27 protein-coding genes and 1 pseudogene are annotated in these 26,109 nt (G+C 73.0%); 8 read left to right on the forward strand and 20 right to left on the reverse strand.

The window, feature by feature from the left end; translation table 11 throughout:
* Positions 1 to 4 precede the first annotated feature (4 nt).
* The 9 genes from ACFYO8_RS05275 to kdpF all read right to left on the reverse strand — a co-directional run bounded on the left by ACFYO8_RS05275 (position 5) and on the right by kdpF (position 10,713).
* Positions 5 to 274: a GlsB/YeaQ/YmgE family stress response membrane protein gene (locus ACFYO8_RS05275; RefSeq protein WP_354868275.1), complete on the reverse strand. Its 270-nt coding sequence runs from the start codon at positions 272 to 274 to the stop codon at positions 5 to 7.
* Positions 275 to 383: 109 nt separating this feature from the next.
* Positions 384 to 1,343 carry an ion transporter gene (locus tag ACFYO8_RS05280; protein WP_355096464.1) on the reverse strand — a complete coding sequence of 320 codons (960 nt, stop codon included), beginning with the start codon at positions 1,341 to 1,343 and terminating at the stop codon, positions 384 to 386.
* A gap of 96 nt (positions 1,344 to 1,439) precedes the next feature.
* Positions 1,440 to 2,540, reverse strand: coding sequence for a magnesium and cobalt transport protein CorA (locus ACFYO8_RS05285; protein WP_355096466.1), 1,101 nt, complete (start codon positions 2,538 to 2,540; stop codon positions 1,440 to 1,442).
* Positions 2,541 to 2,598: 58 nt separating this feature from the next.
* Complete coding sequence (locus ACFYO8_RS05290) at positions 2,599 to 3,279, reverse strand: response regulator (protein WP_354868268.1); 681 nt, start codon at positions 3,277 to 3,279, stop codon at positions 2,599 to 2,601.
* Positions 3,276 to 5,822: a DUF4118 domain-containing protein gene (locus ACFYO8_RS05295; RefSeq protein WP_354868266.1), complete on the reverse strand. Its 2,547-nt coding sequence runs from the start codon at positions 5,820 to 5,822 to the stop codon at positions 3,276 to 3,278. Before ACFYO8_RS05295 ends, ACFYO8_RS05290 begins: the two co-directional genes overlap by 4 nt.
* A gap of 70 nt (positions 5,823 to 5,892) precedes the next feature.
* The gene (locus ACFYO8_RS05300) at positions 5,893 to 6,774 is read right to left on the reverse strand and encodes a potassium-transporting ATPase subunit C (RefSeq protein ID WP_354868264.1); all 882 of its coding nucleotides are present in this window, start codon (positions 6,772 to 6,774) and stop codon (positions 5,893 to 5,895) included.
* Positions 6,774 to 8,948, reverse strand: coding sequence for a potassium-transporting ATPase subunit KdpB (kdpB, locus tag ACFYO8_RS05305; RefSeq protein ID WP_354868262.1), 2,175 nt, complete (start codon positions 8,946 to 8,948; stop codon positions 6,774 to 6,776). The genes ACFYO8_RS05300 and kdpB overlap by 1 nt, the downstream gene beginning before the upstream one ends.
* A 20-nt stretch (positions 8,949 to 8,968) precedes the next feature.
* Positions 8,969 to 10,624: a potassium-transporting ATPase subunit KdpA gene (kdpA, locus tag ACFYO8_RS05310; RefSeq protein ID WP_354868260.1), complete on the reverse strand. Its 1,656-nt coding sequence runs from the start codon at positions 10,622 to 10,624 to the stop codon at positions 8,969 to 8,971.
* Positions 10,624 to 10,713, reverse strand: coding sequence for a K(+)-transporting ATPase subunit F (gene kdpF / locus ACFYO8_RS05315; protein ID WP_036343797.1), 90 nt, complete (start codon positions 10,711 to 10,713; stop codon positions 10,624 to 10,626). Before kdpF ends, kdpA begins: the two co-directional genes overlap by 1 nt.
* 287 nt (positions 10,714 to 11,000) lie before the next feature.
* Here kdpF and ACFYO8_RS05320 point away from each other — a divergent pair, with 287 nt between their 5' ends.
* Positions 11,001 to 14,234, forward strand: coding sequence for a BTAD domain-containing putative transcriptional regulator (locus ACFYO8_RS05320; RefSeq protein WP_354868258.1), 3,234 nt, complete (start codon positions 11,001 to 11,003; stop codon positions 14,232 to 14,234).
* Here ACFYO8_RS05320 and ACFYO8_RS05325 read toward each other — a convergent pair.
* From ACFYO8_RS05325 to ACFYO8_RS05335, 3 genes are all read right to left on the reverse strand, one after another.
* Positions 14,176 to 14,970, reverse strand: coding sequence for an ABC transporter permease (locus ACFYO8_RS05325; RefSeq protein WP_354868256.1), 795 nt, complete (start codon positions 14,968 to 14,970; stop codon positions 14,176 to 14,178). The genes ACFYO8_RS05320 and ACFYO8_RS05325 overlap by 59 nt on opposite strands.
* Positions 14,967 to 15,926, reverse strand: a complete 960-nt coding sequence (locus tag ACFYO8_RS05330) for an ATP-binding cassette domain-containing protein (protein ID WP_354868253.1) — start codon at positions 15,924 to 15,926, stop codon at positions 14,967 to 14,969. Before ACFYO8_RS05330 ends, ACFYO8_RS05325 begins: the two co-directional genes overlap by 4 nt.
* Positions 15,927 to 16,000: 74 nt before the next feature.
* Positions 16,001 to 16,702, reverse strand: coding sequence for a GAF and ANTAR domain-containing protein (locus ACFYO8_RS05335; RefSeq protein ID WP_354868251.1), 702 nt, complete (start codon positions 16,700 to 16,702; stop codon positions 16,001 to 16,003).
* Positions 16,703 to 16,906: 204 nt separating this feature from the next.
* Here ACFYO8_RS05335 and ACFYO8_RS05340 point away from each other — a divergent pair, with 204 nt between their 5' ends.
* Together ACFYO8_RS05340 and ACFYO8_RS05345 are read left to right on the forward strand one after the other, a co-directional pair.
* A complete protein-coding gene (locus tag ACFYO8_RS05340; RefSeq protein WP_354868249.1) occupies positions 16,907 to 17,356 on the forward strand; it encodes an STAS domain-containing protein in 450 nt (149 codons plus the stop codon).
* Between the two features lie 145 nt (positions 17,357 to 17,501).
* Positions 17,502 to 18,061 (forward strand): annotated as a pseudogene (locus ACFYO8_RS05345) (ANTAR domain-containing protein).
* Between the two features lie 8 nt (positions 18,062 to 18,069).
* On the opposite strand, the gene ACFYO8_RS05350 reads toward ACFYO8_RS05345, so the two are convergent.
* Entirely contained in the window at positions 18,070 to 18,288 is a 219-nt protein-coding gene (locus ACFYO8_RS05350) for a hypothetical protein (RefSeq protein ID WP_354868248.1), read from the reverse strand.
* A gap of 84 nt (positions 18,289 to 18,372) precedes the next feature.
* On the opposite strand from ACFYO8_RS05350, the gene ACFYO8_RS05355 reads away from it, so the two are divergent.
* Both ACFYO8_RS05355 and ACFYO8_RS05360 read left to right on the forward strand, forming a co-directional pair.
* Positions 18,373 to 19,128, forward strand: coding sequence for a class I SAM-dependent methyltransferase (locus ACFYO8_RS05355; RefSeq protein WP_355095770.1), 756 nt, complete (start codon positions 18,373 to 18,375; stop codon positions 19,126 to 19,128).
* A 38-nt stretch (positions 19,129 to 19,166) separates the two neighbouring features.
* Positions 19,167 to 19,592, forward strand: coding sequence for an ATP-binding protein (locus ACFYO8_RS05360; protein ID WP_355095768.1), 426 nt, complete (start codon positions 19,167 to 19,169; stop codon positions 19,590 to 19,592).
* A gap of 13 nt (positions 19,593 to 19,605) precedes the next feature.
* On the opposite strand, the gene ACFYO8_RS05365 is transcribed toward ACFYO8_RS05360, so the two are convergent.
* Positions 19,606 to 20,439 (reverse strand): DUF3152 domain-containing protein, encoded by an 834-nt coding sequence (locus ACFYO8_RS05365; RefSeq protein ID WP_357707156.1) that lies wholly within the window; start codon positions 20,437 to 20,439, stop codon positions 19,606 to 19,608.
* A 138-nt stretch (positions 20,440 to 20,577) separates the two neighbouring features.
* On the opposite strand from ACFYO8_RS05365, the gene ACFYO8_RS05370 reads away from it, so the two are divergent.
* From ACFYO8_RS05370 to ACFYO8_RS05380, 3 genes are all read left to right on the forward strand, one after another.
* Positions 20,578 to 21,768 (forward strand): DUF2786 domain-containing protein, encoded by a 1,191-nt coding sequence (locus ACFYO8_RS05370; protein ID WP_354868241.1) that lies wholly within the window; start codon positions 20,578 to 20,580, stop codon positions 21,766 to 21,768.
* A 101-nt stretch (positions 21,769 to 21,869) separates the two neighbouring features.
* Positions 21,870 to 22,229 (forward strand): YciI family protein, encoded by a 360-nt coding sequence (locus ACFYO8_RS05375; protein WP_355095199.1) that lies wholly within the window; start codon positions 21,870 to 21,872, stop codon positions 22,227 to 22,229.
* Positions 22,226 to 23,485 carry a sigma-70 family RNA polymerase sigma factor gene (locus ACFYO8_RS05380; RefSeq protein ID WP_355095196.1) on the forward strand — a complete coding sequence of 420 codons (1,260 nt, stop codon included), beginning with the start codon at positions 22,226 to 22,228 and terminating at the stop codon, positions 23,483 to 23,485. Before ACFYO8_RS05375 ends, ACFYO8_RS05380 begins: the two co-directional genes overlap by 4 nt.
* A 10-nt stretch (positions 23,486 to 23,495) precedes the next feature.
* Here the strand turns inward: ACFYO8_RS05380 and ACFYO8_RS05385 are convergent, their stop codons facing one another.
* The 6 genes from ACFYO8_RS05385 to ACFYO8_RS05410 all read right to left on the reverse strand — a co-directional run bounded on the left by ACFYO8_RS05385 (position 23,496) and on the right by ACFYO8_RS05410 (position 26,058).
* Positions 23,496 to 23,939, reverse strand: coding sequence for a hypothetical protein (locus ACFYO8_RS05385; RefSeq protein WP_354868237.1), 444 nt, complete (start codon positions 23,937 to 23,939; stop codon positions 23,496 to 23,498).
* Between the two features lie 16 nt (positions 23,940 to 23,955).
* On the reverse strand, positions 23,956 to 24,465 hold the full coding sequence (locus tag ACFYO8_RS05390; RefSeq protein ID WP_354868450.1) for an EndoU domain-containing protein: 510 nt from the start codon (positions 24,463 to 24,465) through the stop codon (positions 23,956 to 23,958).
* A 7-nt stretch (positions 24,466 to 24,472) separates the two neighbouring features.
* Positions 24,473 to 24,967 (reverse strand): hypothetical protein, encoded by a 495-nt coding sequence (locus ACFYO8_RS05395; protein ID WP_354868235.1) that lies wholly within the window; start codon positions 24,965 to 24,967, stop codon positions 24,473 to 24,475.
* A gap of 2 nt (positions 24,968 to 24,969) precedes the next feature.
* Positions 24,970 to 25,293 carry a hypothetical protein gene (locus ACFYO8_RS05400; RefSeq protein WP_354868233.1) on the reverse strand — a complete coding sequence of 108 codons (324 nt, stop codon included), beginning with the start codon at positions 25,291 to 25,293 and terminating at the stop codon, positions 24,970 to 24,972.
* Positions 25,293 to 25,709, reverse strand: a complete 417-nt coding sequence (locus ACFYO8_RS05405; RefSeq protein WP_354868231.1) for a YbaB/EbfC family nucleoid-associated protein — start codon at positions 25,707 to 25,709, stop codon at positions 25,293 to 25,295. The genes ACFYO8_RS05400 and ACFYO8_RS05405 overlap by 1 nt, the downstream gene beginning before the upstream one ends.
* A gap of 175 nt (positions 25,710 to 25,884) precedes the next feature.
* Entirely contained in the window at positions 25,885 to 26,058 is a 174-nt protein-coding gene (locus ACFYO8_RS05410; protein WP_073827041.1) for a CsbD family protein, read from the reverse strand.
* Between the last annotated feature and the right edge of the window lie 51 nt (positions 26,059 to 26,109).

Genomic DNA, 26,109 nt, shown 5'->3' on the forward strand with positions numbered 1-26,109 from the left:
TGCCTCAGACGCGGCGACGACCGTACAGGCCGGCGAAGACGGCGACGCCGATGGCGGCGAAGGCCACCTGGAGCAGCAGCTCGATCCAGTCGATGCCAGCGGTGTCGTCGACGCCGAACGCGCCGGCGACCAGGGTGCCGACGAACGCGGCGACCACACCGATGAGCAGGGTCAGCCAGATCGGGATGTTCTGCTTGCCGGGCACCACCAGGCGCCCGAGCGCGCCGATGACGAGGCCGATGATGAGCGCGGTAAAGAAGCCCGTGATCTCCACGAGAGGCGTCCCTTCCCTCAGATGTGTTGGCGCCTCGGTGGTTGCCCCGATCAACCGCCCGGCCAAACGTGCGAGCGGCTTTCGTCACGAAACTGTCATGACCTGCCGGTCAGTGGTCCGCGGGCTGGCGGCGGCGCGGCGCGACGGGCGGCTCCTCACGGTCGATGCGCAGTTCCCGCTCCAGCTCGGCGATGACCATGCGCAGGTCGTCCAGGCGCTGGCTGATCGCGATCCGGTCCACCTCGTCGGGGATCCCGTCGCCGTCGGAGTCGTAGTCCGGGGCCAGCCCTTCGGTCATCTCCAGGCGGCGCGCCTCCTCCATCGAGTTGACGATGACCGCGATGAGGATGTTCAGCAGCAGGTTGACAGCGATCATCACGAAGCTGACGTAGTAGAGCAGCGTCCACGGCGACACGGCCAGGCCCTGTTCCAGCAGGTCCGGCAGCGTCTCCAGGGACAGCAGCACGAACAGCGTGACGAGCGAGCGGCCGATGTCGCCGTACTGCTCGGGGTAGCGGTCACCGAAGATCAGCCAGCCGGCCATGCCGTACACGTAGAGCGTCACGGCGGCGAGCGCGAGGAAAGCCGCGACGCCGGGCAGGCTGCGCCACAGCGCCGCGACGATGGTCCGCAGGCCGGGAGAGAAGCGCACCAGCCGCAGGACGCGGGCGACCCGGATGAACCGCAGCACCGCCGAGTCGCCGCGCAGGCCCGGGATGAAGATGGCCGCGGTGACCAGCAGGTCGAAGACGTTCCAGCCGTGCCGGAAGAAGTCCTGCGGGCGGCGGCCGTACGCGAGCACCCGGATGGTGATCTCCACGACGAAGATCGCCCGGAACGTCCACTCCGTCCACCGCAGCACCGGCCCCGCGGCACCCAGGTTCGGGTACGTCTCGATGCCCAGCACGACCCCGTTGGCCATGATGAGCACCACGATGGCCACCTCGAACGGCCGGGACGCCACGAGCCGGGCACAGCGGCCGGTCAGCCCACGCCTTCCGTCGCCGGTCCGGCGTCCGCCGCGCGGTGCCGGAACCGTGTCCCCGATCAGCGTTCCCCTCCCCTGCACAGGAGCCGGACGACGCGCGAACGACAGGGGGTAGCCACCCGGACACTTTAGTGGATCACCGATGGCGAGCGGTCGCGGAGACGCGGCGGCCCGGGCTCACAGCCAGCCGCGGCGCTTGAACAGCAGGTAGAGCGCACCGCAGACGGCGAGCATCAGGACGATCGCCAACAGGTAGCCGTATCGCCAGTCCAGCTCCGGCATGTGGGTGAAGTTCATCCCGTAGACGGTGCCGATCAGGGTCGGCGCGAACAGGATCGCCGCCCACGCGGAGACCCGCTTGATCTCCTCGTTCTGCTCGAAGCTCGCCGCAGTCAGGCTGCGCATCTCCTCGTTCTGCGCCTGCGAGACCAGTGTGGCGTTGACGGTCAGGATGTTCTGGAGCAGATGCCGGAACCCGTCCACCCGCTCCACCACCTGGGTCAGGTGGTCGGCCACGTCACGCAGCCGGCGGCGCAGCTCCTCGTCCGTGTCGTACCTGTCGAATCCGCCGGTGAGCTCGTCGACCACCTTCAGCAGCGGCCGGGCGGCCCGCTGGAACTGGATCACCTCGCGGCTCAGCTCGTAGATGCGGCGGCTGGCGTTCGGGTCACCGCCGAACACCTCGGTCTCGACCTCGTCGATGTCGTTCTCCAGACCGGCCACCACCGGCGCGTAGCCGTCCACCACCCGGTCCAGCACGGCGTAGAGCACGGCTTCCGGGCCGAGCGCGAGCACCTCCGGTTCGGCCTCCAGCCGCCGCCGTACGCCGGCCAGGTCGGGCGTGCCGCCGTGCCGCACGGTGATCACGAAACCGGGGCCGAGGAAGAGATGCAGCTCGGCGAACTCGACCGCGTCCCGCGCGTCCAGGTAGCGGGCGGCGCGTAGCACCACGAACAGGGTGTCGCCGTAGCGTTCCAGCTTGGGACGCTGGTGGGCGTTGATCGCGTCCTCGACGGCCAGGTCGGGGAGCTGGAACTCGGCGGCGAGCGAGGCCAGCTCCTCCCGGCCCGGCCGGCGCAGCCCGATCCAGGCCATCGCGTCGTCGAGCCCTTGCAGGCAGCGGAACGTGTCGGCGAGGCTGACCGGTGACGCCCGGCGTACGCCGCCGACGTAGACGCCGCTGTCGACCAGCCCGTCGGGTCGCTTCGGTTCGGCCGCGCCGGCGTCGATGGCGTGCTCGTCCAGGCGCCGGCCGAACCCCTCCGAGTTGTCCGCCATGCCCCACCCCCGCCGACCGACCGGCTCGCCGAATCCCCCGCAGGCACCCGCGCAAACGTCAGGGGCGGTAGCGGTAGCCCATGCCCGGCTCGGTGATCAGGTGCCGGGGCCGGGCCGGGTCGTCCTCCAGCTTGCGCCGCAGCTGGGCCATGTACTGCCGCAGGTAGTTCGTCTCGTGGTGGTACTCCGGCCCCCACACGTCGTGCAGCAACTGGCGCTGGCTGACCAGCTTGCCCGGGTTGCGCAGCAGCTTCTCCAGCATGGCCCACTGGGTGGGGGTGAGCTTGACCTCGACGCCGTCGTCCCGGGTGACGGTCCGGTCGGCCAGGTCGACGGTGTTGCGGCCGATCCGCAGCGCGGGCACGCCGGGCGCGGCGGGGGCGAGCCGCCGGGTCACCGCGCGGATGCGGGCCAGCAGTTCGTCCACGCCGAACGGCTTTGTCACGTAGTCGTCGGCGCCCGCGTCGAGCGCGGCCACCTTGTCCTCGCTGCCGGCCCGGCCGGAGAGCACGATGATCGGCACGCCCGTCCAGCCGCGCAGGCCCCGGATGACCTCGGTGCCGTCCAGGTCGGGCAGGCCGAGGTCGAGCACCACCAGATCCGGCGGGTGCCCGGCGGCGGCCTTGAGCGCTGCGGAGCCGCTGTCGGCCACCTGGACGTCGTAGCCGCGGGCGCGCAGGTTGATCCGCAGGGCGCGCAGGATCTGCGGCTCGTCGTCGACGACCAGGATCCGGGTCATTGCTGCGGCCCTTCGATCTGTGCGGCGGCCGGCAGCCGCAGCACCATGGTGAGCCCGCCGCCGGGCGTGCTCTCCGGGGTGATGCTGCCACCCATCGCCTCGGCGAGCCCTCGGGACAGCGCCAGGCCGAGGCCCACCCCGGTCTGGTTGTCCCGATCGCCGAGGCGCTGGAACGGCAGGAACACGTGCTCCCACTGGTCCTCCGGGATGCCCGGACCGGTGTCGATCACCCGCAGCTCGACCTGCCCGGCGTGCGCGCTGCCGGTGATCGTCGGCGGCCGGCCGGGCGGGCCGTGCCGCAACGCGTTCGCCACGATGTTCACCAGCACCCGCTCCAGCAGGCCCGGGTCGGCCAGCGCCGCCGGCAGGTCGGCCGGAATGTCGGTGGTCACCTCGGCCGCCGCCGCACCCAGTTCGTCCAGCGCCCGGGGTACGGCGTCCTCCAACCCGATCGCGGTGGCGCGCACGCCCAGCGCGCCGGCCTGCAACCGGCTCATGTCGAGCAGGTTCGCCACCAGCCGGCCCAGCCGGTCCAGCGACTCGTCGGCGGTGGCGAGCAGTTCCTCCCGGTCGTCGGCGTCGAACTCGACGTCGTGGCTGCGCAGGCTGCTCACCGCCGCCTTGGCCGACGCCAGCGGCGTACGCAGGTCGTGACTGACCGCCGCGAGCAGCGCGGTGCGCATCCGGTCGGCGGCGGCCAGCGGGCGGGCGGTGGCCGCCTCCTCGGCCAGCCGTTCCTGGCGCAGCGCGACGGCGGCCTGCGCGGCGAACGCCTCGACCACCCGGCGGTCCGCCGCCTCCAGCCGCCGCCCGGCGAGCACCACGCTGAGCCGGTCGTCGACAGGCACCACCGTCTCGCCCGCGCCCGGGCTGCCCGGCGGACGCTCGCCGACGCTCGCCACCACCCGCCAGGCGCCCGCCTCCCGGGAGCGGGCCGGGCGCCCGCCGGCCTCGTCGGCCGGCTCCAGCACGCTCACCGCGCGCAACCCGAACGTCTCCCGCAGCCGGTCCAGCAACGCGGGCAGCGGTCGCTCGCCGCGCAGCACGCTGCCCGCGACGGTGGCCAGCGTCTGCGCGTCGGCGGAGGCCCGGGCCGCCTCCCGGGTACGCCGGGCCGCCACGTCGACCACCCAGCTCACCGCGATGGCGACGCCGACGAACACACCCAGGGCGAGCAGGTTGTCCGCCTCGGCGATGGTGAGCGTCCGGTACGGCGGGGTGAAGAACCAGTTGAGCAGCAGCGAGCCGCCGAGCGCGGCGACCAGCGCGGGCCACAGCCCGCCGACCAGCGCCACACCCACCACACCGGCGAGGAACAGCAGGATGTCGTTGGTGAGGGTGAGGTCGGGCAGCGTCCGCAGCACGAGCGTGAGCAGGGGCATGCCGAGCACCGCGAGCGCGTACCCGATCAGCCGCCGGCGCCGGGACAGCGCCGCGGGCACCGCCGTGCCCCGGCGCCCGCGCCCCGCCTGCGGGTGGGTGACCAGGTGCACGTCGATCGGGCCGGACAACGCTGTGGTGGTCACCCCGACGCCCCGGGCGAACACCTGCGCGAACCGGCCCCGGCGGCTCGCGCCGAGCACGAGCTGGGTGGCGTTGACGCCACGGGCGAAGTCGAGCAGCGCCGCCGCGATGTCGGTGCCGAGCACCTGGTGGTACGTGCCGCCGAGGCTCTCCACCAGCACCCGCTGCCGGGCCAGCTGGGACGGGTCGGCGCCGGCCAGCCCGTCGCTGCGGGCCACGTGCACGGCGAGCAGGTCGGCGCCCTTGCTGCGGGCGGCGATCCGGGCGGCCCGGCGGATCAGCGTCTCGCCCTCCGGGCCGCCGGTCAGCGCCACCACCACCCGTTCCCGCGCCTCCCAGGTGTCGGAGATGCCCTGCTGGGCCCGGTACGCGTCGAGCTGCTCGTCGACCTTGTCGGCCAGCCACAGCAGCGCCAGCTCGCGCAGCGCGGTCAGGTTGCCGACCCGGAAGTAGTTGCCCAGCGCGGCGTCGATCTTGTCGGGCCGGTAGATGTTGCCGTGCGCCATCCGGCGGCGCAGCGCCTCCGGCGTCATGTCCACCAGCTCGACCTGCTCGGCGGCCCGCACCACCTGGTCCGGCACCGTCTCCCGCTGGGTGGTGCCGGTGATCTGCGCGACCACGTCGTTCAGCGACTCCAGGTGCTGCACGTTGACGGTGGAGAGCACGCTGATCCCGGCGTCGAGCAACTCCCGCACGTCCTGCCAGCGCTTCTCGTGGCGCGAGCCGGGCACGTTGGTGTGGGCCAGCTCGTCCACCACCACGACCTCGGGCCGCCGGGCCAGCACCGCGTCCAGGTCCATCTCGATGAACTCGACGCCCCGGTAGGTCATCGACCGGCGCGGCACCGTCTCCAGGTCACCGATCATCTCGGCGGTGTGCCGGCGGCCGTGCGTCTCGACCAGGCCGATCACCACGTCGGTGCCGCGCTCGGCCCGGCGCCGGGCCTCCTGCAGCATGGCGTACGTCTTGCCGACGCCCGGGGCGGCGCCGAGGTAGATCCGCAGTTCACCCCTGCCCACAGCGTCCATCCTCCCTGACCGGCCCGCGGCGGCCCCGGCTGTTCCCGGTGCCGCCGCGGTAGCTGACGCGTCAGCGCGCCGGGAACGCCTCGTCCAGCGCGAGGTTGAGTTCCAGCACGTTCACGCCGGGCTCGCCCATGAAGCCGAGCGCCCGGCCGGTGGTGTGCTCCTCGACCAGCCGCCGCACCGCCGCCGGGTCCGCGCCGCGCTCCCGTGCCACCCGGGCCACCTGGATCCGCGCGTACGCCGGGGAGATGTGCGGGTCGAGGCCGCTGCCACTGGCGGTGACCGCGTCGGCCGGCACGGCTGGGCGGACCGGGGCGTCCCCGCGTACCGGTGTGACGATGCCGCCCTCGGCCACGTAGTCGTGGCCGGGCCGGGCCGCCTCCACCGGTACGCCCTGCCAGGTGGTGACGAACGGCGTGGCGGGCGCGGCCTGGTTGACGCTCACCACGCGGGTGATCCGGCCGGTGAGGCCGTCGGCGCGGAACACGGCGAGCACCGCGCCCACCCCGTCCGCTGTGCAGTACGGGCGCCGCCCGTCCACTCCGTCCAGTTCGCCGACCGCCTTGCTGCGGGCGCAGACCTGGGTGAGCAGGCTCTGCGCCGAGGTCTCCGGGTCGCCGGTGAGCGTGTCCACCACGCTCTCCGGGCCGAGGTTGCCGGCGGCGGTGGCGGTCGGGTCGTAGCCGTCCCCGGCGGCCGACGGGCGCGACTGGAAGTAGCGCGGGACCGGGTTGCCGTCCGCGTCGGTGAACGACTGGCCGATCAGCGAGCTGCCGACGGTCCGGCCGCCGGCGGTGAGCGGCGAGCCGTCCGCCCTGCCGTCGAGTCCGGGGAGCCGGCCCACGGCGACCAGGGCGAGCGGGTAGACGAGGCCGAGCAGCACGGTGAAGACGAGCACCGCGCGCAGGGCGGCCAGGTGCTGGGAGAGCCAACTGGGAAGGCGCATCACGAGATCCCCGGGACGAACTGGACGAGCAGGTCGATGAGCTTGATGCCGACGAACGGCACCACGATGCCGCCGAGGCCGTAGCGCAGGAGGTTGCGGCGCAGCAGCGTGGGGGCGCTGGCCGGGCGGTAGCGCACGCCGCGCAGCGCCAGCGGGATCAACGCCACGATGACCACCGCGTTGAACACGACGGCGGAGAGGATCGCCGACTCAGGGCTGGCCAGGCGCATGATGTTCAGCCGGTCCAGCGACGGGTAGATGCCGGCGAACATGGCCGGGATGATCGCGAAGTACTTCGCGATGTCGTTGGCGATGCTGAACGTCGTCAGCGCACCCCGGGTGATCAGCAGTTGCTTGCCGATCTCCACGATCTCGATCAGCTTGGTCGGGTCGGAGTCGAGGTCGACCATGTTGCCGGCCTCCTTCGCGGCCGACGTGCCGGTGTTCATGGCCACGCCCACGTCCGCCTGGGCCAGCGCGGGCGCGTCGTTGGTGCCGTCACCGGTCATCGCGACGAGCCGGCCGCCCTCCTGTTCCTTCTTGATCAGCGCGAGCTTGTCCTCCGGCGTGGCCTCGGCGAGGAAGTCGTCCACGCCCACCTCGTCGGCGATCGCCTTCGCGGTACGCGGATTGTCACCGGTGATCATCACGGTGCGGATGCCCATCCGGCGCATCTCGTCGAAGCGCTCCCGCATCCCGGCCTTCACCACGTCCTTGAGGTGGATGACGCCGAGCGCCCGGGCCGGCTCCCCGGCTACGTGCTCGGCCACCACCAGTGGCGTGCCCCCGGTGCCGCTGATCGCGTCGACCAGTTCACCGACCTGTTCGGTCGGGCGGCCGCCGTTCTCGCGTACCCACTTCATCACCGCGGCGGCGGCGCCCTTGCGGACGTGCCGGACGCCGCCGTCGGCGTCCAGGTCGACGCCGCTCATCCGGGTCTGCGCGGTGAACGGCACGAACGTGGCGTGCGGGATGAGGCCGGGCTCGCGCTCGCGCAGCCCGTACTCGTTCTTGGCGAGCACCACCACCGAACGGCCCTCGGGGGTCTCGTCGGCCAGGCTGGACAGTTGCGCCGCGTCGGCGAGCGTGGCCGCGTCCACGCCGATCACCGGCAGGAAATCGGCGGCCTGCCGGTTGCCGAGCGTGATCGTGCCGGTCTTGTCCAGCAGCAGCGTGTCGACGTCGCCGGCCGCCTCGACCGCCCGGCCGCTCATCGCCAGCACGTTGCGCTGCACGAGCCGGTCCATGCCGGCGATGCCGATCGCGGACAGCAGCGCGCCGATGGTGGTCGGAATGAGACAGACCAGCAGCGACACGAGTACGACGCCGGTGACGCCGGAGTCGGTGATCGCCGCGGTGTCCGGCGCGGCGGCCTGGTAGCCCTTGGCGAAGATCGCCATGGGCTGGAGCGTGACGACGGCGAGCAGGAAGATGATCGTCAGCGCGGCCAGCAGGATGTTGAGGGCGATCTCGTTCGGCGTCTTCTGCCGGTTGGCGCCCTCCACCAGCGCGATCATCCGGTCGATGAAGCTCTCGCCCGGCTTCTGGGTGATCCGGACGACGATCCGGTCGGAGAGCACCCGGGTGCCGCCGGTGACCGCGCTGCGGTCGCCGCCGGACTCCCGGATCACCGGGGCGGACTCGCCGGTGATCGCCGACTCGTCCACGCTGGCGATGCCCTCGACCACGTCGCCGTCGCCCGGGATGAACTGCCCCGCCTCGACCAGGACGACGTCGCCCCTGCGCAGTTGCAGCGCGGGCACCGCCTCGTCGCGGTACGCGTTCGCGGCGGCGCCCGGCGTCCAGCCGACCAGGCGGGTGGCGACGGTGTCCTGCTTGGCCCGGCGCAGCGTGTCGGCCTGCGCCTTGCCGCGCCCCTCGGCGACCGCCTCGGCCAGGTTCGCGAAGAGCACGGTGAGCCAGAGCCAGACGGTGATCGCGACCGCGAAGACCGACGGCTCGGCCACCGTCAGCACAGTGGTGAACAGCGCGCCGATCTCCACGATCAGCATCACGGGATTGCGCCAGAGCGTGCGCGGGTCGAGCTTGCGCAGCGCGTCCGGCAGCGACGCGAGCAACTGGGCGGGGTCGAGCAGGCCGCCGCCGACCCGGTTCTCCCGGCGGTCCGGTGTGCCGGACACCGGTACCTCGGCGGTCTGGAGAGGTGCGGTCATGTCCTTGTCTCTCATTGTGGTCACAGCCCTTCGGCCAGCGGGCCGAGCGCGAGTGCGGGAAGGAAGGTGAGCGCGACGAGGACCACCGTCACGCCGACGACCATGCCGACGAACAGCGGCCGGTGAGTGGGCAGGGTGCCCTCGGAGGCGGGTGTGGGGTGCCGGCGGGCCAGCGAGCCGGCCAGCGCGAGCACGAAGATGATCGGCAGGAACCGGCCGAGCAGCATGCAGAGCCCGAGCGCGGTGTTCCACCACTGCGTGTTCACCGTGATGCCGGCGAACGCGGAGCCGTTGTTGTTGCTGGCCGAGGTGAACGCGTAGAGCACTTCGGACAGTCCGTGCGGCCCGACGTTGAGCGTCGTCGAGTCGTTGCCGGTGGCGAACGCGGCGGCGGTGCCGGCGAGCACCAGCGCCGGGGTGATCAGGAAGTACATCGAGGCGAACTTGATCTCGCGCGAGCCGATCTTCTTGCCCAGGTACTCCGGGGTGCGCCCGACCATCAGGCCGGCCACGAAGACCGTGATCACCGCGAGGATCAGCAGCCCGTACAGGCCGGCGCCGACCCCGCCGGGCGCGACCTCGCCGAGCATCATGTTGCCCAGCGTCATCATGCCGCCCAGCGCGGTGTACGAGTCGTGGAACGAGTTGACGGCGCCGGTCGAGGTGAGCGTGGTGGCCGCCGCGAACGTGGCCGAGTTCGACACGTCGAAGCGCACCTCCTTGCCCTCCAACGCCGCGCCGACCGCCTGCGGCACCGTCCCGTCACCGGTCAGCTCGAAGACATTGGTGAGGACGATGCCGGCGAGCGCCAGGATCGCCATGACGGCGACGATCGCGTGGCCCTGGCGCTTCTGCCCCACCATTCGGCCGAAGACCCGGGGCAGGCTGAACGGGATCACCAGGATCAAGAAGATCTCCAGCCAGTTCGTCCACGCGGTCGGGTTCTCGAACGGATGGGCGCTGTTGGCGTTGTAGAAGCCACCGCCGTTGGTGCCGAGCTCCTTGATGACCTCCTGGCCGGCGACCGGCCCGCCGGTGACGGTCTGGGTGCCGCCGGTCAGCGTGGTCACGTCGGTGCCGGCGGAGAGGTTCTGCACCACGCCGCCGAGCATCAGCGCGAGCGCGCCGAGCACCGCGATCGGCAGCAGGATCCGCAGCGTGACCCGGGTCAGGTCGACCCAGAAGTTGCCCAGCTCGCCGGTGCGGCTGCGGGCGAAGCCGCGGACCAGCGCCACCGCCACGGCGATGCCGACAGCGGCCGAGACGAAGTTCTGCACCGCCAGGCCGGCCATCTGGACCAGGTGGCCCATCGTCGACTCACCCGAGTACCACTGCCAGTTCGTGTTGGTCACGAACGACACGGCGGTGTTCCACGCGCCGTGCGGCACCACCGGGTCGAGACCCAGCGAGAGCCACAGGTGGTTCTGCAGGCGCTGGAACGCGTACAGGAACAGCACCGAGACGGCCGAGAAGGCCAGCACCGAGCGGGCGTACACGCCCCAGGTCTGCTCGGCGGCCGGGTCGACCCCGACCAAGCGGTAGATCCCCCGTTCGACCCGCGACGACCGGGTTCCGGCGACCACGCGGTACATGTGGTCGCCGAACGGCCGGTGCACGGCGACCAGCGCCACCACCAGCGACAGGACGAAGAGCACGCCGGCTGTCGTCATGCTCATCAGAAGCGCTCCGGGAACAGCAGGGCGACGACCAGGAACACGCCCAGGCCGATCGCCAGCACCAGGCCGACGGCGTTGACGGCGCTCACAGCTTCTCCACACCCCTCACCACGAGGGCGAGAGCCGCGAACAGCCCCACCGTCAGCAACACGAACAGCACGTCAGACACGGCTGACCTCTCCTAGTGGAAGATGTCCTCGCGACCGCCTCCCGGCCGCGCCGGCCAATCACAACGCCAGGTCCTGCGGTACGGACAGGGGCTTTGACGCGACCATCACGCGCGACCGCGGTTTCTTGACGCGCCTTTCACGCCGCCTCCGCGAGCCACCCCGGCGCGGGGGCCGTGACGGGCCGGTCCGCCGCCTACTCTGGCCCGGTGACCACCGAACTGACCCTGCTGTCGGACGTGGTCTGCCGAGGTGTGCCGGTGGGCGGGGCCCGCCTGCGCGGGTTGCTGGCCCTCCTGGCCGGTCGGCTCGCGTCCGGCTGCGGCACCGGCGCGCTCGCCGACGCGCTGTGGCCGGCTGATCCGCCCCGGCACCCGGTGAAGGCGTTGCAGATCCTGGTCTCCCGGGCCCGCGCCGAGCTGGGTGCAGACCTGATCGTCCGGACCGCCACCGGTTACCGGCTGGCGCTCACCGACGCGCAGGTGGACGCGGCGGCGGTGCTGCGGCACGCCGCGACGGCGGCGCGGCACGCCCGCGCGGGTGAGCACACGGCCGCGCTCGCCGAGGCGGAGGCCGGGCTGGCCTACTGGGCCGCTCCGCCCGGTGACGGCCCGGGCGAGGGCGATCCGCTCACCGCGTTGCGCGCGGACCGGGCCGCCACGTACCGGGAACTGTCCCGGGCACGGGCGCTCGCGTTGTCCCGGCTCGCACGGCCGGCGGAGGCGCTGCCCGGGCTCGCCGCGCTGACCGTCCGCAGTCCGCACGACGAGGAGCTGCTGGCCGAGCTGCTGCGCTGCGAGGCAGCGGTGACGAGCCGGTCGGCGGCGCTGACCCGGTACGAGGACTACCGCCGCTCGCTCCGCGACGAACTGGGCGCCGAGCCGGGTACGGCGCTGCGCGAACTGCACCGGGAACTGCTCGACGGGGAGAGCCGGGTCACCCGGACCGGCATCCCGTACGAGCCGAATCAGCTGCTGGGCCGCGACCGGGATCTGGCCTCGGTGGAGTCCCTGTTGACCGGCTCCCGGGTGGTCTCCGTCGTCGGTCCGGGCGGGCTGGGAAAGACCCGGCTCGCGTACGCGGTGGCCCGGCGCGCGCCGCAGCGCGGCGTACGCCTGGTGACGCTCGGCGCGGTCGCCGCCGACGGCGACGTGCCGGAGGCGGTGGCGGCGGCGCTGGGGGTCGGCGAGCCGGTCGCCGGCCCGGTCGGCGCGCTGCCGGTGCCCGCCGACCCGGTCGCCGCGATCGTGGCGGCGCTCGGACCAGGGCCGGTGCTGCTGGTGCTGGACAACTGCGAGCAGGTGGTCCGGGGCGTCGCCGAGCTGGTGGCGGCGCTGCTGGCGGCGACCCGGGAGCTGCGGGTGCTGACCACCAGTCGTACCCCGCTGGGGTTGACCTCGGAGGCGGTGCACGCGCTGTCCGAACTGCCGCTGGACACGGCGGTGCAGCTGTTCACGCAGCGGGCCCGCGCCGCCCGGCCGGGCGTGGTGCTGCCCGTCGACCAGGTGGCCGAGGTGTGCCGGCACCTGGACGGGATGCCGCTGGCGATCGAGCTGGCCGCCGCCCGGGTGCGGGCGATGAGCGTGCCGGAGCTGGCCCGCCGGCTCGACGACCGGTTCGGGCTCCTGCGTGGCGGCCCCCGGGACGCGCCACCACGCCACCACACGCTGCACGCGGTGGTCGACTGGAGCTGGAACCTGCTGCGGCCGGAGGGGCGGGCGGCGTTGCGGGCGCTGTCCGTCTTCCCCGACGGGTTCAGCGCGGCGGCGGCTGACCGGGTGCTCGGCGAGGACGCGCTGCCGGTGCTGGAACACCTGGTCGACCAGTCACTGCTGCGGGTGGAGGAGACGCCGGACGCGATCCGGTTCCGGATGCTGGAGACGGTGCGGGAGTTCGGCGCCGCCCGCCGCGCCGAGGCCGGCGAGGACGAGCGGGTGGTGGCGGCGTTCCTCGCCTGGGCCCGCGAGTTCGGCCTCGGGCACCACGAGCCGCTGCTCGGCGCCGAACCGTTCACCACCGTCGCGACGGTCCGCGCCGAGCAGGACAACCTGGTCACCGCGCTGCGGCTGGCCCTGGCCCGGTCCGACGCGCCGACGGTGGCGGGTGTCGCCGCCGCGCTGGCCGCCGTGTGGACGCTGGACACCAGCTACACCCGGATGCTCGCGCTGGTCGCGGACACCGACTTCCTGTTGTCCCACTACCGTCCGGCGCCGGAGTTCGTGGCGCCGGTCCGTACCGTCGCCGTGCTCGGCGTGGCGCACACCCTGATGATCGCCGGGCGCGGGCCGACCCGCTCGCTGGTCGTGCTGCGCCGCCTGCCGCCGCCCTCGCCGGACACGGTCGCCGGTGCGATGGCGGTGGTGCTGGGCGCGCTCCCCGAGATCGGCGCCGACCCGGCTGTGCTCACCGCGCTGCGCGCGCACCGCGAACCGCTTGTCGTCGCGATGGCGAACGCCCTGGCCAGCTACCTGCTGGAGCAGGCCGGCCGGCCCGACGACGCGCTCGACGCGGCCCGGCGGATGCTCGACGCGGTGGCGCACCGGTCGCTGCGGTGGCTCCTGGTGCTCGCCCACTCCCGGGTCGGTGAGCTCTGCATGCAGGCCGAACGCTCGGCGGAGGCCCGGGACAACCTGACCGCCGCGCTGGACCTGCTGGCCGACTCCGGCCCGTGGTGGGACCGCCTCCAGATCTGCTGGAGTCTGGTGCTGGTCAACCTGGCGCTGGGCGAGGTCGACGAGGCCGAACGCTGGCTGCGGCTGGCCACCGCCGACGCCTGCGACGGCCGGTACGACGCTGCCCCGGTGCCGGACGACCAGTACGGCATGCGGGCGTACGAGCGTGGCATCCGGGCCGAGTTCGCGCTGGCGCGGGGCGATGTCGAGGCCGGACTGGCCGGCTGGCGGGAGGCGCTGGACGGGTTGCGGCAACCGTCGAACCCGCTCATCTGGTCCGGCCCGCCCGGCGACGCGCCGTGGCATCTGGAGATCCGGGCGGCCGCCCTGGCCGCGCACGCCCGGCACGGCCGGCTGGACCTGGTGCCGGGGCTCGCCGACGCGTTGCGACGCCGGAGCGTGACCCTGCTGGCGGACCCGATCGCCGACCCGCCCGGCTTTCTCGTGCAGCTGCCGATCCACGGGTCGCTGCTGCTCGCCCTCGCCCTGGTCGAGCTGGACGGGTCGGGCGGTACCGGCGACGGTGCCGCCGGCGCCCGGCTGGTCGCGCTCGCCGAACACTTCGGCTACCTGCGCAACTTCCAGCCCACCATGTCCTCGGCGGCGGCCCGCCGGGCGGCGCGCGACGCGGACGGGGCGGCGTATGACGCGGCCCGCGCGTCGTACGCCGCCCTCGACCACGACGAGCTGCGGCTCGCCGCCCTGGCGGAACTCAGCGGGACGGATCCCGGTCGTACAGCCGGCGCGCCCACAGGTAGCCGAGCAGGCTGATCCCGGCGCACCAGGCCACTGCCGCGACCGCGTCGCCGCCGTCGACCGGACCGGCCAGGAGCAGCCCGCGCAGCGTCTCCATGATCGGGGTGAACGGCTGGTGCTCGGCGAACCAGCCGAGCCACCCGGGCATCGAGTCGGTTGGCACGAACCCGCTGCCCAGGAACGGCAGCAGCAGCAGCGGCATGGGCAGGTTGCTGGCGCTCTCCACACTCTTGGGGACCATGCCCAGCGCCACCGACAACCAGGTGATCGCGAACGCGGTGAGGGTGAGCAGCCCGACCGCGCCGAGCCACTGCGCCGGGCCGGCGTCCGGCCGGAAGCCGACGAGCAGCGCCACCCCGACCACCACCGCCAGCCCGAGCAGCGTCTGCGTCACCGCGCCGACGACGTGGCCGGTGAGCACGGCCGCGCGGGCGATGGACATGGTGCGGAACCGGGCCACGATGCCCTCGGTCATGTCCATGGCGACCGAGATCGCGGTGCCCTGCGCCGCGCCGGCCATGGCGAGCAGCAGGATGCCGGGGGTCACGTAGTCGGCGTACGCGGACCGGCCCCCGGCCACGCCGCCCAGTCCGTTGCCGAGCGTGCCGCCGAAGACGTAGACGAACAGCAGCAGGAAGATCACCGGAAGGGCGATCACCACGACGGTCAACGACGGGTAGCGCACCGCGTGCCTCAGGTTACGGCGCAGCATGGTCGCCGAGTCCCCGACGGTGTGGGCGAGCGTGCTCATGCGGTCACCTTCTCCTCGGTGGGACGGCCGGTGAGGGCCAGGAAGACGTCGTCCAGGTCCGGGGTGTGCAGGCTCAGCGAATCGACAGCGACACCGGCGGCGTCGAGCCGGTCGAGCAGCGCCCGCACCCCGCTGACGCTCCCGTCGCCCGGCACCCGCAGGGTGAAGTCGTCGTCGTGCCGGGTGGCCGCCGGGAACAGCCCGGCCGCCGCGGCCAGGTGCGCCGCGTCGGTGAAGTGCAGGCGTACGTGACCGCCGGGCACCAGCCGCTTCAGCTCGGCCGGGCTGCCCTCGGCGACCATGCGACCGCCGTCGAGCAGCGCGACCCGGTCGGCCAGGTGGTCGGCCTCCTCCAGGTACTGCGTGGTGAGGAAGACGGTGGCGCCCTCGGCCACCAGTTCCCGGACGATCTGCCACATGGCCCGGCGGCTGCGCGGGTCCAGGCCGGCCGCCGGTTCGTCCAGGAAGATCAGCCGAGGGCGGCCGACGAGCGTCATCGCCAGGTCCAGCCGGCGCTTCATCCCGCCCGAGTACGCCGCCACCGGCTTGCCCGCCGCCTCCGTCAGGTCGAAGCGGGCCAGCAGGTCGTCCACCACCCGCCGTCCCTCGGCCCGGCCCAGGTGCCGCAGGTCGGCCATCAGCCGCAGGTTCTCCGCGCCGGTGAGCAACGCGTCGACGGCGGAGAACTGGCCGGTCACGCCGATCGCGGCGCGTACCCGGTCCGGTTCGCCGGTCAGGTCGTGGCCGGCGACCCGGATCGTGCCGCCGTCGGGGCGGATGAGTGTGGAGAGGATCTGCACTGTGGTGGTCTTGCCGGCGCCGTTCGGGCCGAGCAGGGCGAAGACAGTGGCCTCGGGTATGCGCAGGTCGACACCGTCGAGCACCACCTGCCCCCGGTACGCCTTGCGCAGCCCGGACACCTCGACCATCGCGCCGGGAGAGTTCGTCGTCGTCATGCCCGCAACCGTGACGGCAGGCGGGATCAGCGCGGTTTCACGACGGTTTCACGCCCTTCGACGACGTGTGCGGGTCAGCGGGCGGCGCGGGAGACCAGCGCCTCGGCCACCTCGCGCAGCCTGCGGTTGGAGTCCTGGGAGAGCTTGGCGAGCAGCGTGAACGCCTCGTCGGCGGAGCAGCGCCGCTGTCCCATGATGATGCCCTTGGCCTGCTCGATCACCGCCCGGCTGCGCATCGCCTCTCGCATCTGCCGGGCCAACGTCGCGGTGCTGTCGTACAGGTGGGCGTTGGCGAGCGCGACCGCCGCGTACGCGGCGAACTCCTCCGCCAGCTCGATCGACGATTTGTCGAAGGCGTGCGGCACGCTGCTGTGGATGTTCAACGCCCCGGTGACCGCCTCCTGGATCGGCAGGCCGATCGACAGTGAGCTCTGCACACCCGCTGCGCGGGCCCGCGCCGCCCAGCCCGGCCAGCGCGGCTCGTCGGCCAGGTCGGGCAGCGAGACGCTCACCGCGCTCACCGAGGCGTCGAGGCAGGGACCGTCGTCGTGCTCGTACTGCCACTCGTCGAGGCTGCGCGCCAGGTCGCTGGTGTAGGCGATGGCCCGGTTCGCGCCGGCCTGCACCAGGGAGACGGAGACCTCCGCGCTACCAGGAACCGCCCGGTTCGCCAGGTCGGCGACACGCGCCAGGACGTCGTCGAGCGCCACCTCGTCGAGCCGGATCCGGCTCAGCTCCGCGAGCGCGTCACCGGGGTCGATACGGGGGGCTTCCACGCTTGGATCCTCTCCTGGTGGAGATCGTCGGCATCGGTCCGCTCCGCCAACGGTACCGGGACCGGGACCGACGGAATCCGAACGCGCCCACGCTGCGATGTCCGCCCGTCCGGCGTATGTTGGTTACGGGTCAAGACATGTGCCCTCCCCGCCCACGGCGCGTCTCGCCGAGGGCGTCCTCTAAACGGTGAGGTCGGAGGCGACATGTCGGGCGAGCGGCCGGTCTTCGGCTGGCATCAGGTTCCCACGGCGTCCGGAGCGTTCCGGCCGGACGAGCCGATCATGTGGCTGAGCTGCGACATAGGCGCGGACGTGACCCAGGTCTCGGTGGCCGGCGAGGTGGACCTCAGCAACGCGCACCTGCTCACCGAACTCGTACAGACCGCCGTCGCGGCGCCCGCCCCGCTCGTGGTGATCGACCTGTCGGAGGTCGGCTTCTTCGGCGCGCACGGGATCAGCGCGCTGGTGCTGGCGCAGCGGGTGCTCACCGGGGACGGCCGGCGGCTCGTTCTGCACCGACCGTCCCCGGTGGTCCGTCGCGTCCTCACCGTCACCGGCACGCTCACCGCGTTCGAGGTCGTCGAGCTCCCCGCGCTGCCGCCGGTCGACGGCCGGTCGGCAGGTCCCGTCGTACCCACCCGCTCCGGGTCGTAGAGTTGTCCGGGTAGTCGACGTCCCGCCCGGGGCGTCACAAACGTGCGTCAAGAAGCGGCGCCGGTCCCGATCCATGCCGGAATCGGGGCGCTGGTCCGTCACCGCGGACCGATCCCCGCCGCTTCCCACAAGGACGTCACCGCTCATGCCGCAGGCCCACCCCGACCTCGCCGCAGCCTTGATCAGACTCGGTCGGATCAAGTACGACGAAGTCGACCTCGACGTGGTGTTGTCGACCATCGCCCAGGTCGCCAAGGACACCCTGCCCGGTACCGCCGAAGTCTCGGTCACCCTGGTGCAGGGCACGGAGGCGCACACCGCCGCGTACACCGGTGAGCTGGCGCTGACCCTCGACGAGTGGCAGTACGCGCAGGGCCGCGGCCCGTGCCTGGACGCGGCCACCACCGGCACGGCGATGCTGGTGCCGGACATGGCGGCGGAGAGCCGCTGGCCGGTTACGCCGCCATCGCGCTCGCGAACGTCCACCTGTACGAGAGCACGGCGACGCTGGCGCAGCAGATGCAGGAGGCGATGCAGAGCCGGGCCGTGATAGAGCAGGCGAAGGGCATCATCATGGGGCAGCGGCGCTGCTCGGCCGACGAGGCGTTCGCCATCCTGGCCCGGGTGTCGCAGGACTCCAACCGCAAGCTGCGGGAGGTCGCCGAGTCACTCGTCGACCGCGCCGCGCACGGCCCTCGTGACTGAGCGTGCGGTCAGCGCGGCATCGCCCGCCAGCCGGAACCGCTCGAACGCCACGCGCCGGCGAGGATGCTCGCCGAGCCGCGGCTCGGGCACTGCTGGATCTTGGATCGGCCGGATGCCCCACCGATCTGCGCCTGGACCTGCCACTGGCTTCCGTCGGTGCGGATGTAGACATCGCGCCGTCCGCGAGGGTTGTTGACGCCGTTCCACCAGTGTTCCTCGACCACCATGTCGTGACCGTACCGCAGGAGACCCGGAGCGGCCCAGACACAAATCGGTTGCCACTGCCCGCCGGACGGCGGCACGCTGCCCGGATGACTTCACCGGACCTGCCGCGCCAGTTCACCATCCGCGAGGGCGACCTGCGCATCATCAACCCGTTCGACGAGGTCAAGCTGGCCACGCTGGGCCGCGCGATCCGGCTGCGACCAGGCGACGAGCTGCTGGACCTGTGCAGCGGCAAGGGTGAGCTGCTCTGCACCTGGGCCCGCGACCACGGGGTCACCGGCACCGGCGTCGACATCAGCAGCGCCTTCACCGCCGCCGCCCGGGAACGCGCCGCCGAACTGGGTGTGGCCGACCGGGTACGTTTCGTACACGGCGACGCGGCGGCGTACACCCCGGAGCGGCAGGTCGACGTGGCCGCCTGCGTCGGCGCGACCTGGATCGGCGGCGGCGTGCCGGGCACGCTGGAGCTGCTCGGCCGGGCGTTGCGGCCCGGCGGCATGGCACTCGTCGGTGAGCCCTACTGGCGGCGTGACCCGCCGGACGACGAGGCGGTCACCGGCTCACACGCCCGCTCCCGCGACGAGTTCCGCGACCTGCCCGGCCTGGTCGAGTCGTTCGGCGCGTGCGGCTGGGACCTGGTCGAGATGGTGCTCGCCGACCAGGACAGCTGGGACCGTTACGCCGCCGCGCACTGGCTGAACCTGCGCCGCTGGCTGGACGCCAACCCGGACGACGAACTGGCCCCGGAGCTGCGGCGGGAGCTGACCGAGGACCCGGTGCGCCACGTCCGTTTCCAGCGCGAGTACCTGGGGTGGGGCGTGTTCGCGCTGCTGCGGCGCTGACCTGCTTAACGGACGGCTACGCAGGGTAAAGCCAGATCATGGGACAGTTGCGCACCTCGCCGCCGCCGCCACAGGCCGCCGAGCTGGAACGGTGGGTGCTGGACAGTCCCGAGGATCTCCGTAGCCTGCGCGCCTCACTGCGGGACGCGCTGAACCGGCACGGCCTGGTGCAGGGCGAGGACCTGGACGAGGTGCCGCACCTGGTCGCGCTCGTCGCCACCGAGCTGGCCAGCAACGCGCTGCGGCACGGCCGCCCGCCCACCATCATCACGCTGCTCGCCACCGACGACCGGTTCCTGCTCGACGTGGGCGACCACGACGTCAGCACGGTGCCGGAGTTGGCCGACATCAGCCCGACGGACTCAGGCGGGCGCGGGCTGTTCCTGGCCCAGTCGGTCTCGCTCGACGCCGGCTGGTACGCCACCGAGAAGACCAAGAACATCTGGGCCTCGTTCTCCCGGTGACGGCCCGGCCGGCTCAGTGATCCCCGGCCGGGATCCGGTCGTCGTACTGGCCGGGCGGCCCGACCAGCGGTTCGCCGCCCACCAGCGGCCACGCGTTCGGGGTGCAGCCGTGCAGGCCGAGCGTCTGCTGCACCATCACCGGCGCCGGTCCGCCGCCCCGGGGGCAGCGCTCGTGGCCGCGGCCCAGCCGGTGGCCGATCTCGTGGTTGAGCAGGTAGTGCCGGTACAGGCCGAGATCGGGCACGTGCGGCACCCCGTACACCCAGCGGGCCACGTTGATCACCACCTGGTCGCCGTTGCGGCAGGACGTGTACCTGTCGCTCGGGTCGTCGCAGAGCCGTCCCCGGGTCACCGGCGTGGTGAGGAGCACAGTGAAGTCGGCCGGGTCGTCGCGGCCCACCCGTTGCAGCCGCCACCGGCCGTCGCCGGTCCAGCCCCGCCGGTCGGCGAGCGTGGCGGCCACGTCCCGGGCGAAGCGTTCCACGTCCACGTTGCGGATGCCGTCCTCGACCGCGACCCGGTAACGCAGCAGCTCGCCGGAGCGGCCGGCGACCGCGCCGACGGTGTCGGCGGTGCGGAACGTGCCCGCCCCCCGGGCCGGGTAGCCGATGGCGCGGGCCACCCGGCCGGCCGCCGGGACCGGAGCGACAGTCGGCGAGCGGCGGGCGTCCGGTGCCGGTGCGCTCGCTGCCGCCGCGACGGTCGGCGCCTCGGTGCGGCCCAGCAGGTCCGGATGCCGCGCGGCGTACCCGCCAGCGGCGAGTACGGCACCGACCAGAGCCACCGCCAGGAACCGCCCTGATCGCGACCTGCGCCGCCGGTGCAGCCCTCGCCGGTGCTCACCCACGTCGATCTCCGTCCGTCGCGCCGCCCGCTCCGGGCAAGGGTACGGATGCCGGGCCCGGTCGGTTGAACGGGTGGGCCGGGTACCGTCGGTGCCGGGGTGGGCGACCTGCCGCCTGTCGGAGTCCAGGGAGAGCCACCCGTGTCACCAGCCGAGCGACTGCTCGACGCCGCCGTCGCGACCGCGCGCGGCACCGACGTACGCGCTGCCGAGCGAGCCCTCGACGGGCTCGTGGTGGCCGACGGCGCGGCGGTGGACGCGGCGCTTCTCGCCCGGCTGACGCGGGACGTGGGCCGGCTCTGGCCGCGTGGCTGGCAGCCCGCCGACCTGGACCGGCTCGCCGTCCGGCGGCTCACCCCGCGCGGCGCCCGGCTGCTGCGCGACGCGATGGCCGCGCAGCGGCGCACACTGCCCGCCCCGGTGCCGGCCTGGTTCGACGAGCAGCTCGCCGAGACCGGCGCCCGCTGGGACGACGACGCGGGCTGGCTGGACCGACGCGCCGACGGCGACCGGATCACCGCGCTGCGGGACGCCGTCGACGCGGTCGTCCTGGTGGCGGGTCTGCCGCCGATCGCGACGCTCCAGCCGCCACCGGGCTCGACCGGCGTCGCACGGGTCGCCACCACACCGAGCGGTTCCCGGATGCTCGACCGGGTACGCGCGCTGCTCGCCAAGGCCGAGTCGACCGGATACCCGGCCGAGGCGGAGGCGTTCACCGCCAAGGCGCAGGAGCTGATGGCCCGGCACAGCATCGACGCGGCGCTGCTCGACGCCGGGGCCGAGCGGTCCGGCGGCCCGGGCGGGGTGCGGATCGGCGTCGACGCCCCGTACGCGGCCGCGAAGGCACTGCTGATCCAGGAGGTGGCGGCGGCGAACCGGTGCGAGTCGGTCTGGTCCGACGACCTGGGTTTCGCCACCGTGCTCGGCTTCCCGGCCGACCTGGCCGCGGTCGAGCTGCTGCACACCTCGCTGCTCGTGCAGGCCACCGCCGCGATGCTGCGCGGCCGGGGCGAGCGCGGCCGGTCCGGCGGGCGGCGCACCAAGGGTTACGACGAGTCGTTCCTCAACGCGTTCGCGCTACGCATCGGCGACCGGCTGCGGGAGGCGAGCGCGGCGGCGGCGCGGGAACTCGACGACGACCGGCTGCTGCCGGTGCTCGCGGCCCGCTCGGACGCCGTCCGGGACCGCGTCGACCAGCTCTTTCCCGGCACCACCCGGCACCGGCTCCAGGTGCGCGACGAGCAGGGCTGGGTCTCCGGCACCAGCGCCGCCGACCGGGCCTCGCTCGATCCGGGCCGCCCGGCACGCCGTCCGCTTCGCGGGGGTCGCTGAACCTCCCGGGGGATGATGTCGGATCGGGCGGAGCGGCTCCGACCCGTCTGCGAGGCGCCACCGCCGGTGGCTTGAACCCCGAGGAGTGCACGGTGAAGTACATGCTGCTCATCTGGAACCGGCCCGGCTTCGTGGAGGAGCTGACCGAGGCGGAACGCACCGCGATCTTCGGTGAGGTCGACGAGATCATGAAGGAGCTGACCGAGTCCGGCGAGCTGGTCGGCGGCGAGGCACTGGCCCACCCCTCGCAGGCCCGCACGGCCCGTCCGGCCGCCGGTGGCGTCGAGATCACGGACGGGCCGTTCATGGAGAGCAAGGAGCAGTTCGCCGGCTTTCTGACTGTCGACTGCGAGACCTCGGAGCGGGCCGCCGAGATCGCCGCGCGCTGGCCGGACGTACGGCACGGCTTCGGTGTGCTGGAGGTGCGCGCGGTGATGGATCAGGCCGGGACGGAGATGTGACCGCACCTGTGGTCGAGGACCTGCTGCGTACGCTCGCGCCGCAGGTCCTCGGCGTGCTCGTCCGCCGGCACGGCCAGTTCTACGCCTGCGAGGACGCCGTGCAGGAGGCGCTGCTCGCCGCCGCCGTGCAGTGGCCGGAGCAGGGTCTGCCCGACCGTCCCCGATCCTGGCTGGTCACCGTCGCCACGCGCCGGCTCACCGACGAGTGGCGCAGCGAGCACGCCCGCCGGGAACGCGAGGTGGCGGTGGCGGTGCGGCAGCCGGCGTACGCGACTGTCGCCCCGCCGGCCGACGAGGAGCCGCCGAGCGCCGACGACACGTTGCGGCTGCTGTTCCTCTGCTGCCATCCGGCGTTGCCGGTGAGCGGGCAGGTGGCGCTCACGCTGCGCGCCGTGGGTGGACTGAGCACTGCCGAGATCGCCCGCGCGTACCTGGTGCCGGAGGCGACGATGAGCCAGCGGATCCGCCGCGCGAAGCAGCGGATCGAGGCGGCCGGCGCCCGCTTCACGCTGCCGTCGCCGGCCGACCGGGACGACCGGCTCGCCGCCGTGCTGCGCGTGCTCTACCTGATCTTCAACGAGGGCTACACCGCGTCCAGTGGCGAGGCGCTGCACCGGGCCGAGCTGACCGCCGAGGCGATCCGGCTGACCCGGGAGCTGCGCCGGCTGCTCCCGGACGACGGCGAGGTGGCCGGGTTGCTGGCGCTGATGCTGCTCACCGACGCGCACCGGGCCGCCCGTACCGGGCCGGACGGCGAGCTGGTGCCGCTGGCCGAGCAGGACCGCACCCGCTGGGACCGGGACGCCGTCGCGGAGGGGGTGGCGCTGGTGACCGAGGCGCTCACCTGGTCGACGCCCGGCGCGTACCAGGTGCAGGCGGCGATCGCCGCTGTCCATGCGGAGGCGCCCACCGCCGGGGACACCGACTGGCGGCAGATCGTCGCGCTCTACCGGGTGCTGGCCCGGGTCGCGCCGAACCCGATGGTGACGCTCAACCAGGCCGTCGCGGTGGCCATGGTGGACGGGCCGCGTGCCGGGCTGGCGCTGCTGGCGACGCTCGACGCCGACGACCGGACCGCGGGCCACCACCGGTTCGCCACCGTCCGTGCGCACCTGCTCGACATGGCCGGCGACCGCGCGGAGGCGCGGGCCGCGTACCTGGCCGCCGCGCGGGCCACCACGAGCCTGCCGGAGCGGCGTCATCTGGAGGTACGCGCGGCGCGCCTGGCCGACGCCAGCGCAGTCCGGCCGGGCTGACCGGAGTCGATCAGAACAACCGGCCCCGGTACGGATGCGGCCGGCCCCAACGCTCCTCCCACTGGAGCAGCTCCGCCTGCCACCGCGGCAGGTCGGGCCGGTACTCGCGGATCAGCTCGCGGTTCTCCGGGCGGTGGACCAGGAAGCGCCAGTAGGACTCGACTGCCTCCCGGGTCTCGTCCAGCGAGTAACTCCCCCGCTCGTCCGCGACCCACTCGTTGACGAACTCGACGCCGGCCGGCGAGAACCTGACCTCGTACTTGTCGCTGTCCCACCCCTCGTCGAGCGGACGGCCGTTCGCCACGTCGTCGATCATCTGAAGGGCGTCCAGGCACGCCGAGTAGGAGACGGAGACGTCGGTGATCAGCCACGCGCCGAGGGCCCGATAGCGCTGATCGGACACGTTGAACAGCGGGAGCCGGAACTCATCGACGGAGAAACTGATGAACGCCAACGGAAAGTCCTCTGGATCATGGGATGACGACCGGCCATCCGTGGGTGAAGCCGCCCGAGCCATTGTAGAAACCCTCGATCACCAGGCCCTTGTGAGTGCCACGCCACATGCTGGTGCCGGGCACCGGCTTCGCGTTCTGGAAGGCACCGGTGATGGCGTTGTCCACCTGGGCGGGCGTCCAGTCGTCGGGGAAGAACGAGCTTTCCCCGCCGTTGCCCTTCTTCGGCTTCCAGGCTCCGTGCGGGGGGTTCATGGTCGGGTCGAAGAACTCCGGTTTGGCGCTGTAGGCCCCGGTCTTCGGGTCCTTGACGACGCTGCCGGGCTGAAGCCGGCGACCGGGGAAGTCCTCGCCGCCGGGCCGGTAGTGGTAGCCCGATCCCTTGGGCATGCCCGGCTTCACGTGGCCGCCGAACACGTGCTCGGTGAAGTGCGGATTCATCCGGTCGGGCCGGTTGCGCGTCTTGGTCCGCTTGAGAAAGCGCAACGCGGCGCGCATCAGCCGGCCGCCCGCTTTACCCCCGCTCATGGTCACCTCACCCGTCGACGAGTTTCCAGAGGGCTTCCTGGACGAGGTTGCCGACGATGGTCCGAGCCAGCGTATGGAAGATCGGGATCTCCAGCAGCGAGGCCCCGAAGGTGACCGCCGCGGTGGCGACGGCCTGCGCGATCTGCACGGCCAGGATGACCAGTTGCACGATGACCGCGACCTTGAGGGCGAGCACGATCGCGCCGCAGATGATCAGGCCGGTGCCGGTCAGCACGGCGGCGGTGACGCCGTCGCGCAGGCTGTCGGCGGGGCTGTCCTCCTTGTTCCACCAGGTCTGGAACGCGGCGATGTCCTGACCGGTGTGCTGGGTCCAGACCGTGGCCGCCCCGGTGTTCGCGTCGCTCACCACCCCGGAGAGGGTGTCGGAGAACCGGATCCAGGCGTTGCCCATCTCGAAGAGCTTGGTCTCGTCCGCCTCGGGCCAGGTGTAGCCGAGGACGCCGAGCAGCGACCGCAGCTCGCCGGGTAGTTCCATGCCCATGTTCAGCCTCCCAGCATCCGCCGCAGGCCGTCGAGGTTGCGGGTGATGGCCGCCTCGGTCTCGGTGTAGCTGACGGCCATCCTGCCGAGGTCGGCGCCGGCGGCGGCGATCTCGTTGAGCGCGTCGTCGAAGCACTCGAACGCGAACGCGGACACCTCGTCGTGGGCGGCGCCGATGAGCGAGCCGATGTCGTCGGACCCCCAGGGACGGCCGAAGCCGGCCAGCTCGGCCCGGAAGGCGGTGAGCGCCGCGCCGAACCGGGTCGCGACCGAGTCGAGCGCCGACCCGGAGGCGCCCAGCCGCTCCGGATCGATCTCGACCGGCATCAGCGCCCGTCCTGGCGGGCGAGCCGGTCCTGCGCCTGCATCAGGGCATCGGTGAACATGCTGAACTGGCGCCCCGCGTCGGCCTGGATGCGGCGCAGTTGCTCACCGAGCGACCCCAGGTCGACATCGCCGGGGACGGTGGCGGCCTGCTCCCGCAGGTCGGCGAGCGCGGCGTTGACGGCCGCCTCGATCTCCTCGGCGAGTGCCTCGCTGGCCATCCGCATCACGCGGGGGTCGAGCGTCACCCCGGTGACCTGCCCGGGTGGGCCGGCGGTGACCCGGATCAGGCCGTCGGCGGCCTCGCCCACGCCTTCCGGCGGCGCCACCTGCTCGCCCGCGGCGGCCTGCCGCTGGAGCGCGGCCATGGTTTCGGACAGCACCCGGCCGAAGCCGGACGGGTCGGCGGGATCGGCCATCGCGACGCTCCTCCCCATTCGAGGTCGCTTCGCATCCTATGCACCCGAGCCGATCCCGGTGGTCCCGCCGGATCGATGTGGACGGTGGCCTCCGCCACGCGGGATCGTCACCGTCCGTACACAGCACGCCGGGCCGGCCCGTGGGCCGACCCGGTGGTGTGCGTGCGTCGCGTACTCAGCTCTTGAAGGCGTCCTTGATCTTCTCGGCGGCCTGCTTGAGCTTCGCGCCGGCCTGGTCGTTGCGGCCCTCGGCCTCCAGGCGCTCGTTGTCCGTGGCCCGGCCGACGCCCTCCTTGACCTTGCCCGCGGCGTCCTGGGACGTGTTGTCGATCTTGTCGTCGAGACCCATGATGACCTCCACTGAAGCGATTGCCTGACAACAACCGGTTACCCAGCCGGC

This window comes from Micromonospora sp. NPDC005257 (assembly GCF_042872445.1).
GTDB lineage: Bacteria > Actinomycetota > Actinomycetes > Mycobacteriales > Micromonosporaceae > Micromonospora.

Excerpts from the sequence above, each read along its gene's own strand:
- ACFYO8_RS05340 (WP_354868249.1), top strand. The coding sequence starts at position 16,907 with ATGTCGGGCGAGCGGCCGGTCTTCGGCTGGCATCAGGTTCCCACGGCG.
- ACFYO8_RS05330 (WP_354868253.1), bottom strand. The coding sequence starts at position 15,926 with ATGACGACGACGAACTCTCCCGGCGCGATGGTCGAGGTGTCCGGGCTG.
- ACFYO8_RS05395 (WP_354868235.1), bottom strand. The coding sequence starts at position 24,967 with ATGGGCATGGAACTACCCGGCGAGCTGCGGTCGCTGCTCGGCGTCCTC.
- ACFYO8_RS05355 (WP_355095770.1), top strand. The coding sequence starts at position 18,373 with ATGACTTCACCGGACCTGCCGCGCCAGTTCACCATCCGCGAGGGCGAC.
- ACFYO8_RS05390 (WP_354868450.1), bottom strand. The coding sequence starts at position 24,465 with ATGAGCGGGGGTAAAGCGGGCGGCCGGCTGATGCGCGCCGCGTTGCGC.
- ACFYO8_RS05360 (WP_355095768.1), top strand. The coding sequence starts at position 19,167 with ATGGGACAGTTGCGCACCTCGCCGCCGCCGCCACAGGCCGCCGAGCTG.
- ACFYO8_RS05325 (WP_354868256.1), bottom strand. The coding sequence starts at position 14,970 with ATGAGCACGCTCGCCCACACCGTCGGGGACTCGGCGACCATGCTGCGC.
- ACFYO8_RS05400 (WP_354868233.1), bottom strand. The coding sequence starts at position 25,293 with ATGCCGGTCGAGATCGATCCGGAGCGGCTGGGCGCCTCCGGGTCGGCG.
- ACFYO8_RS05410 (WP_073827041.1), bottom strand. The coding sequence starts at position 26,058 with ATGGGTCTCGACGACAAGATCGACAACACGTCCCAGGACGCCGCGGGC.
- ACFYO8_RS05285 (WP_355096466.1), bottom strand. The coding sequence starts at position 2,540 with ATGGCGGACAACTCGGAGGGGTTCGGCCGGCGCCTGGACGAGCACGCC.
- kdpA (WP_354868260.1), bottom strand. The coding sequence starts at position 10,624 with ATGAGCATGACGACAGCCGGCGTGCTCTTCGTCCTGTCGCTGGTGGTG.
- ACFYO8_RS05290 (WP_354868268.1), bottom strand. The coding sequence starts at position 3,279 with ATGACCCGGATCCTGGTCGTCGACGACGAGCCGCAGATCCTGCGCGCC.
- ACFYO8_RS05375 (WP_355095199.1), top strand. The coding sequence starts at position 21,870 with ATGCTGCTCATCTGGAACCGGCCCGGCTTCGTGGAGGAGCTGACCGAG.
- ACFYO8_RS05300 (WP_354868264.1), bottom strand. The coding sequence starts at position 6,774 with ATGCGCCTTCCCAGTTGGCTCTCCCAGCACCTGGCCGCCCTGCGCGCG.
- ACFYO8_RS05350 (WP_354868248.1), bottom strand. The coding sequence starts at position 18,288 with ATGGTGGTCGAGGAACACTGGTGGAACGGCGTCAACAACCCTCGCGGA.
- ACFYO8_RS05405 (WP_354868231.1), bottom strand. The coding sequence starts at position 25,709 with ATGGCCGATCCCGCCGACCCGTCCGGCTTCGGCCGGGTGCTGTCCGAA.
- kdpB (WP_354868262.1), bottom strand. The coding sequence starts at position 8,948 with ATGACCGCACCTCTCCAGACCGCCGAGGTACCGGTGTCCGGCACACCG.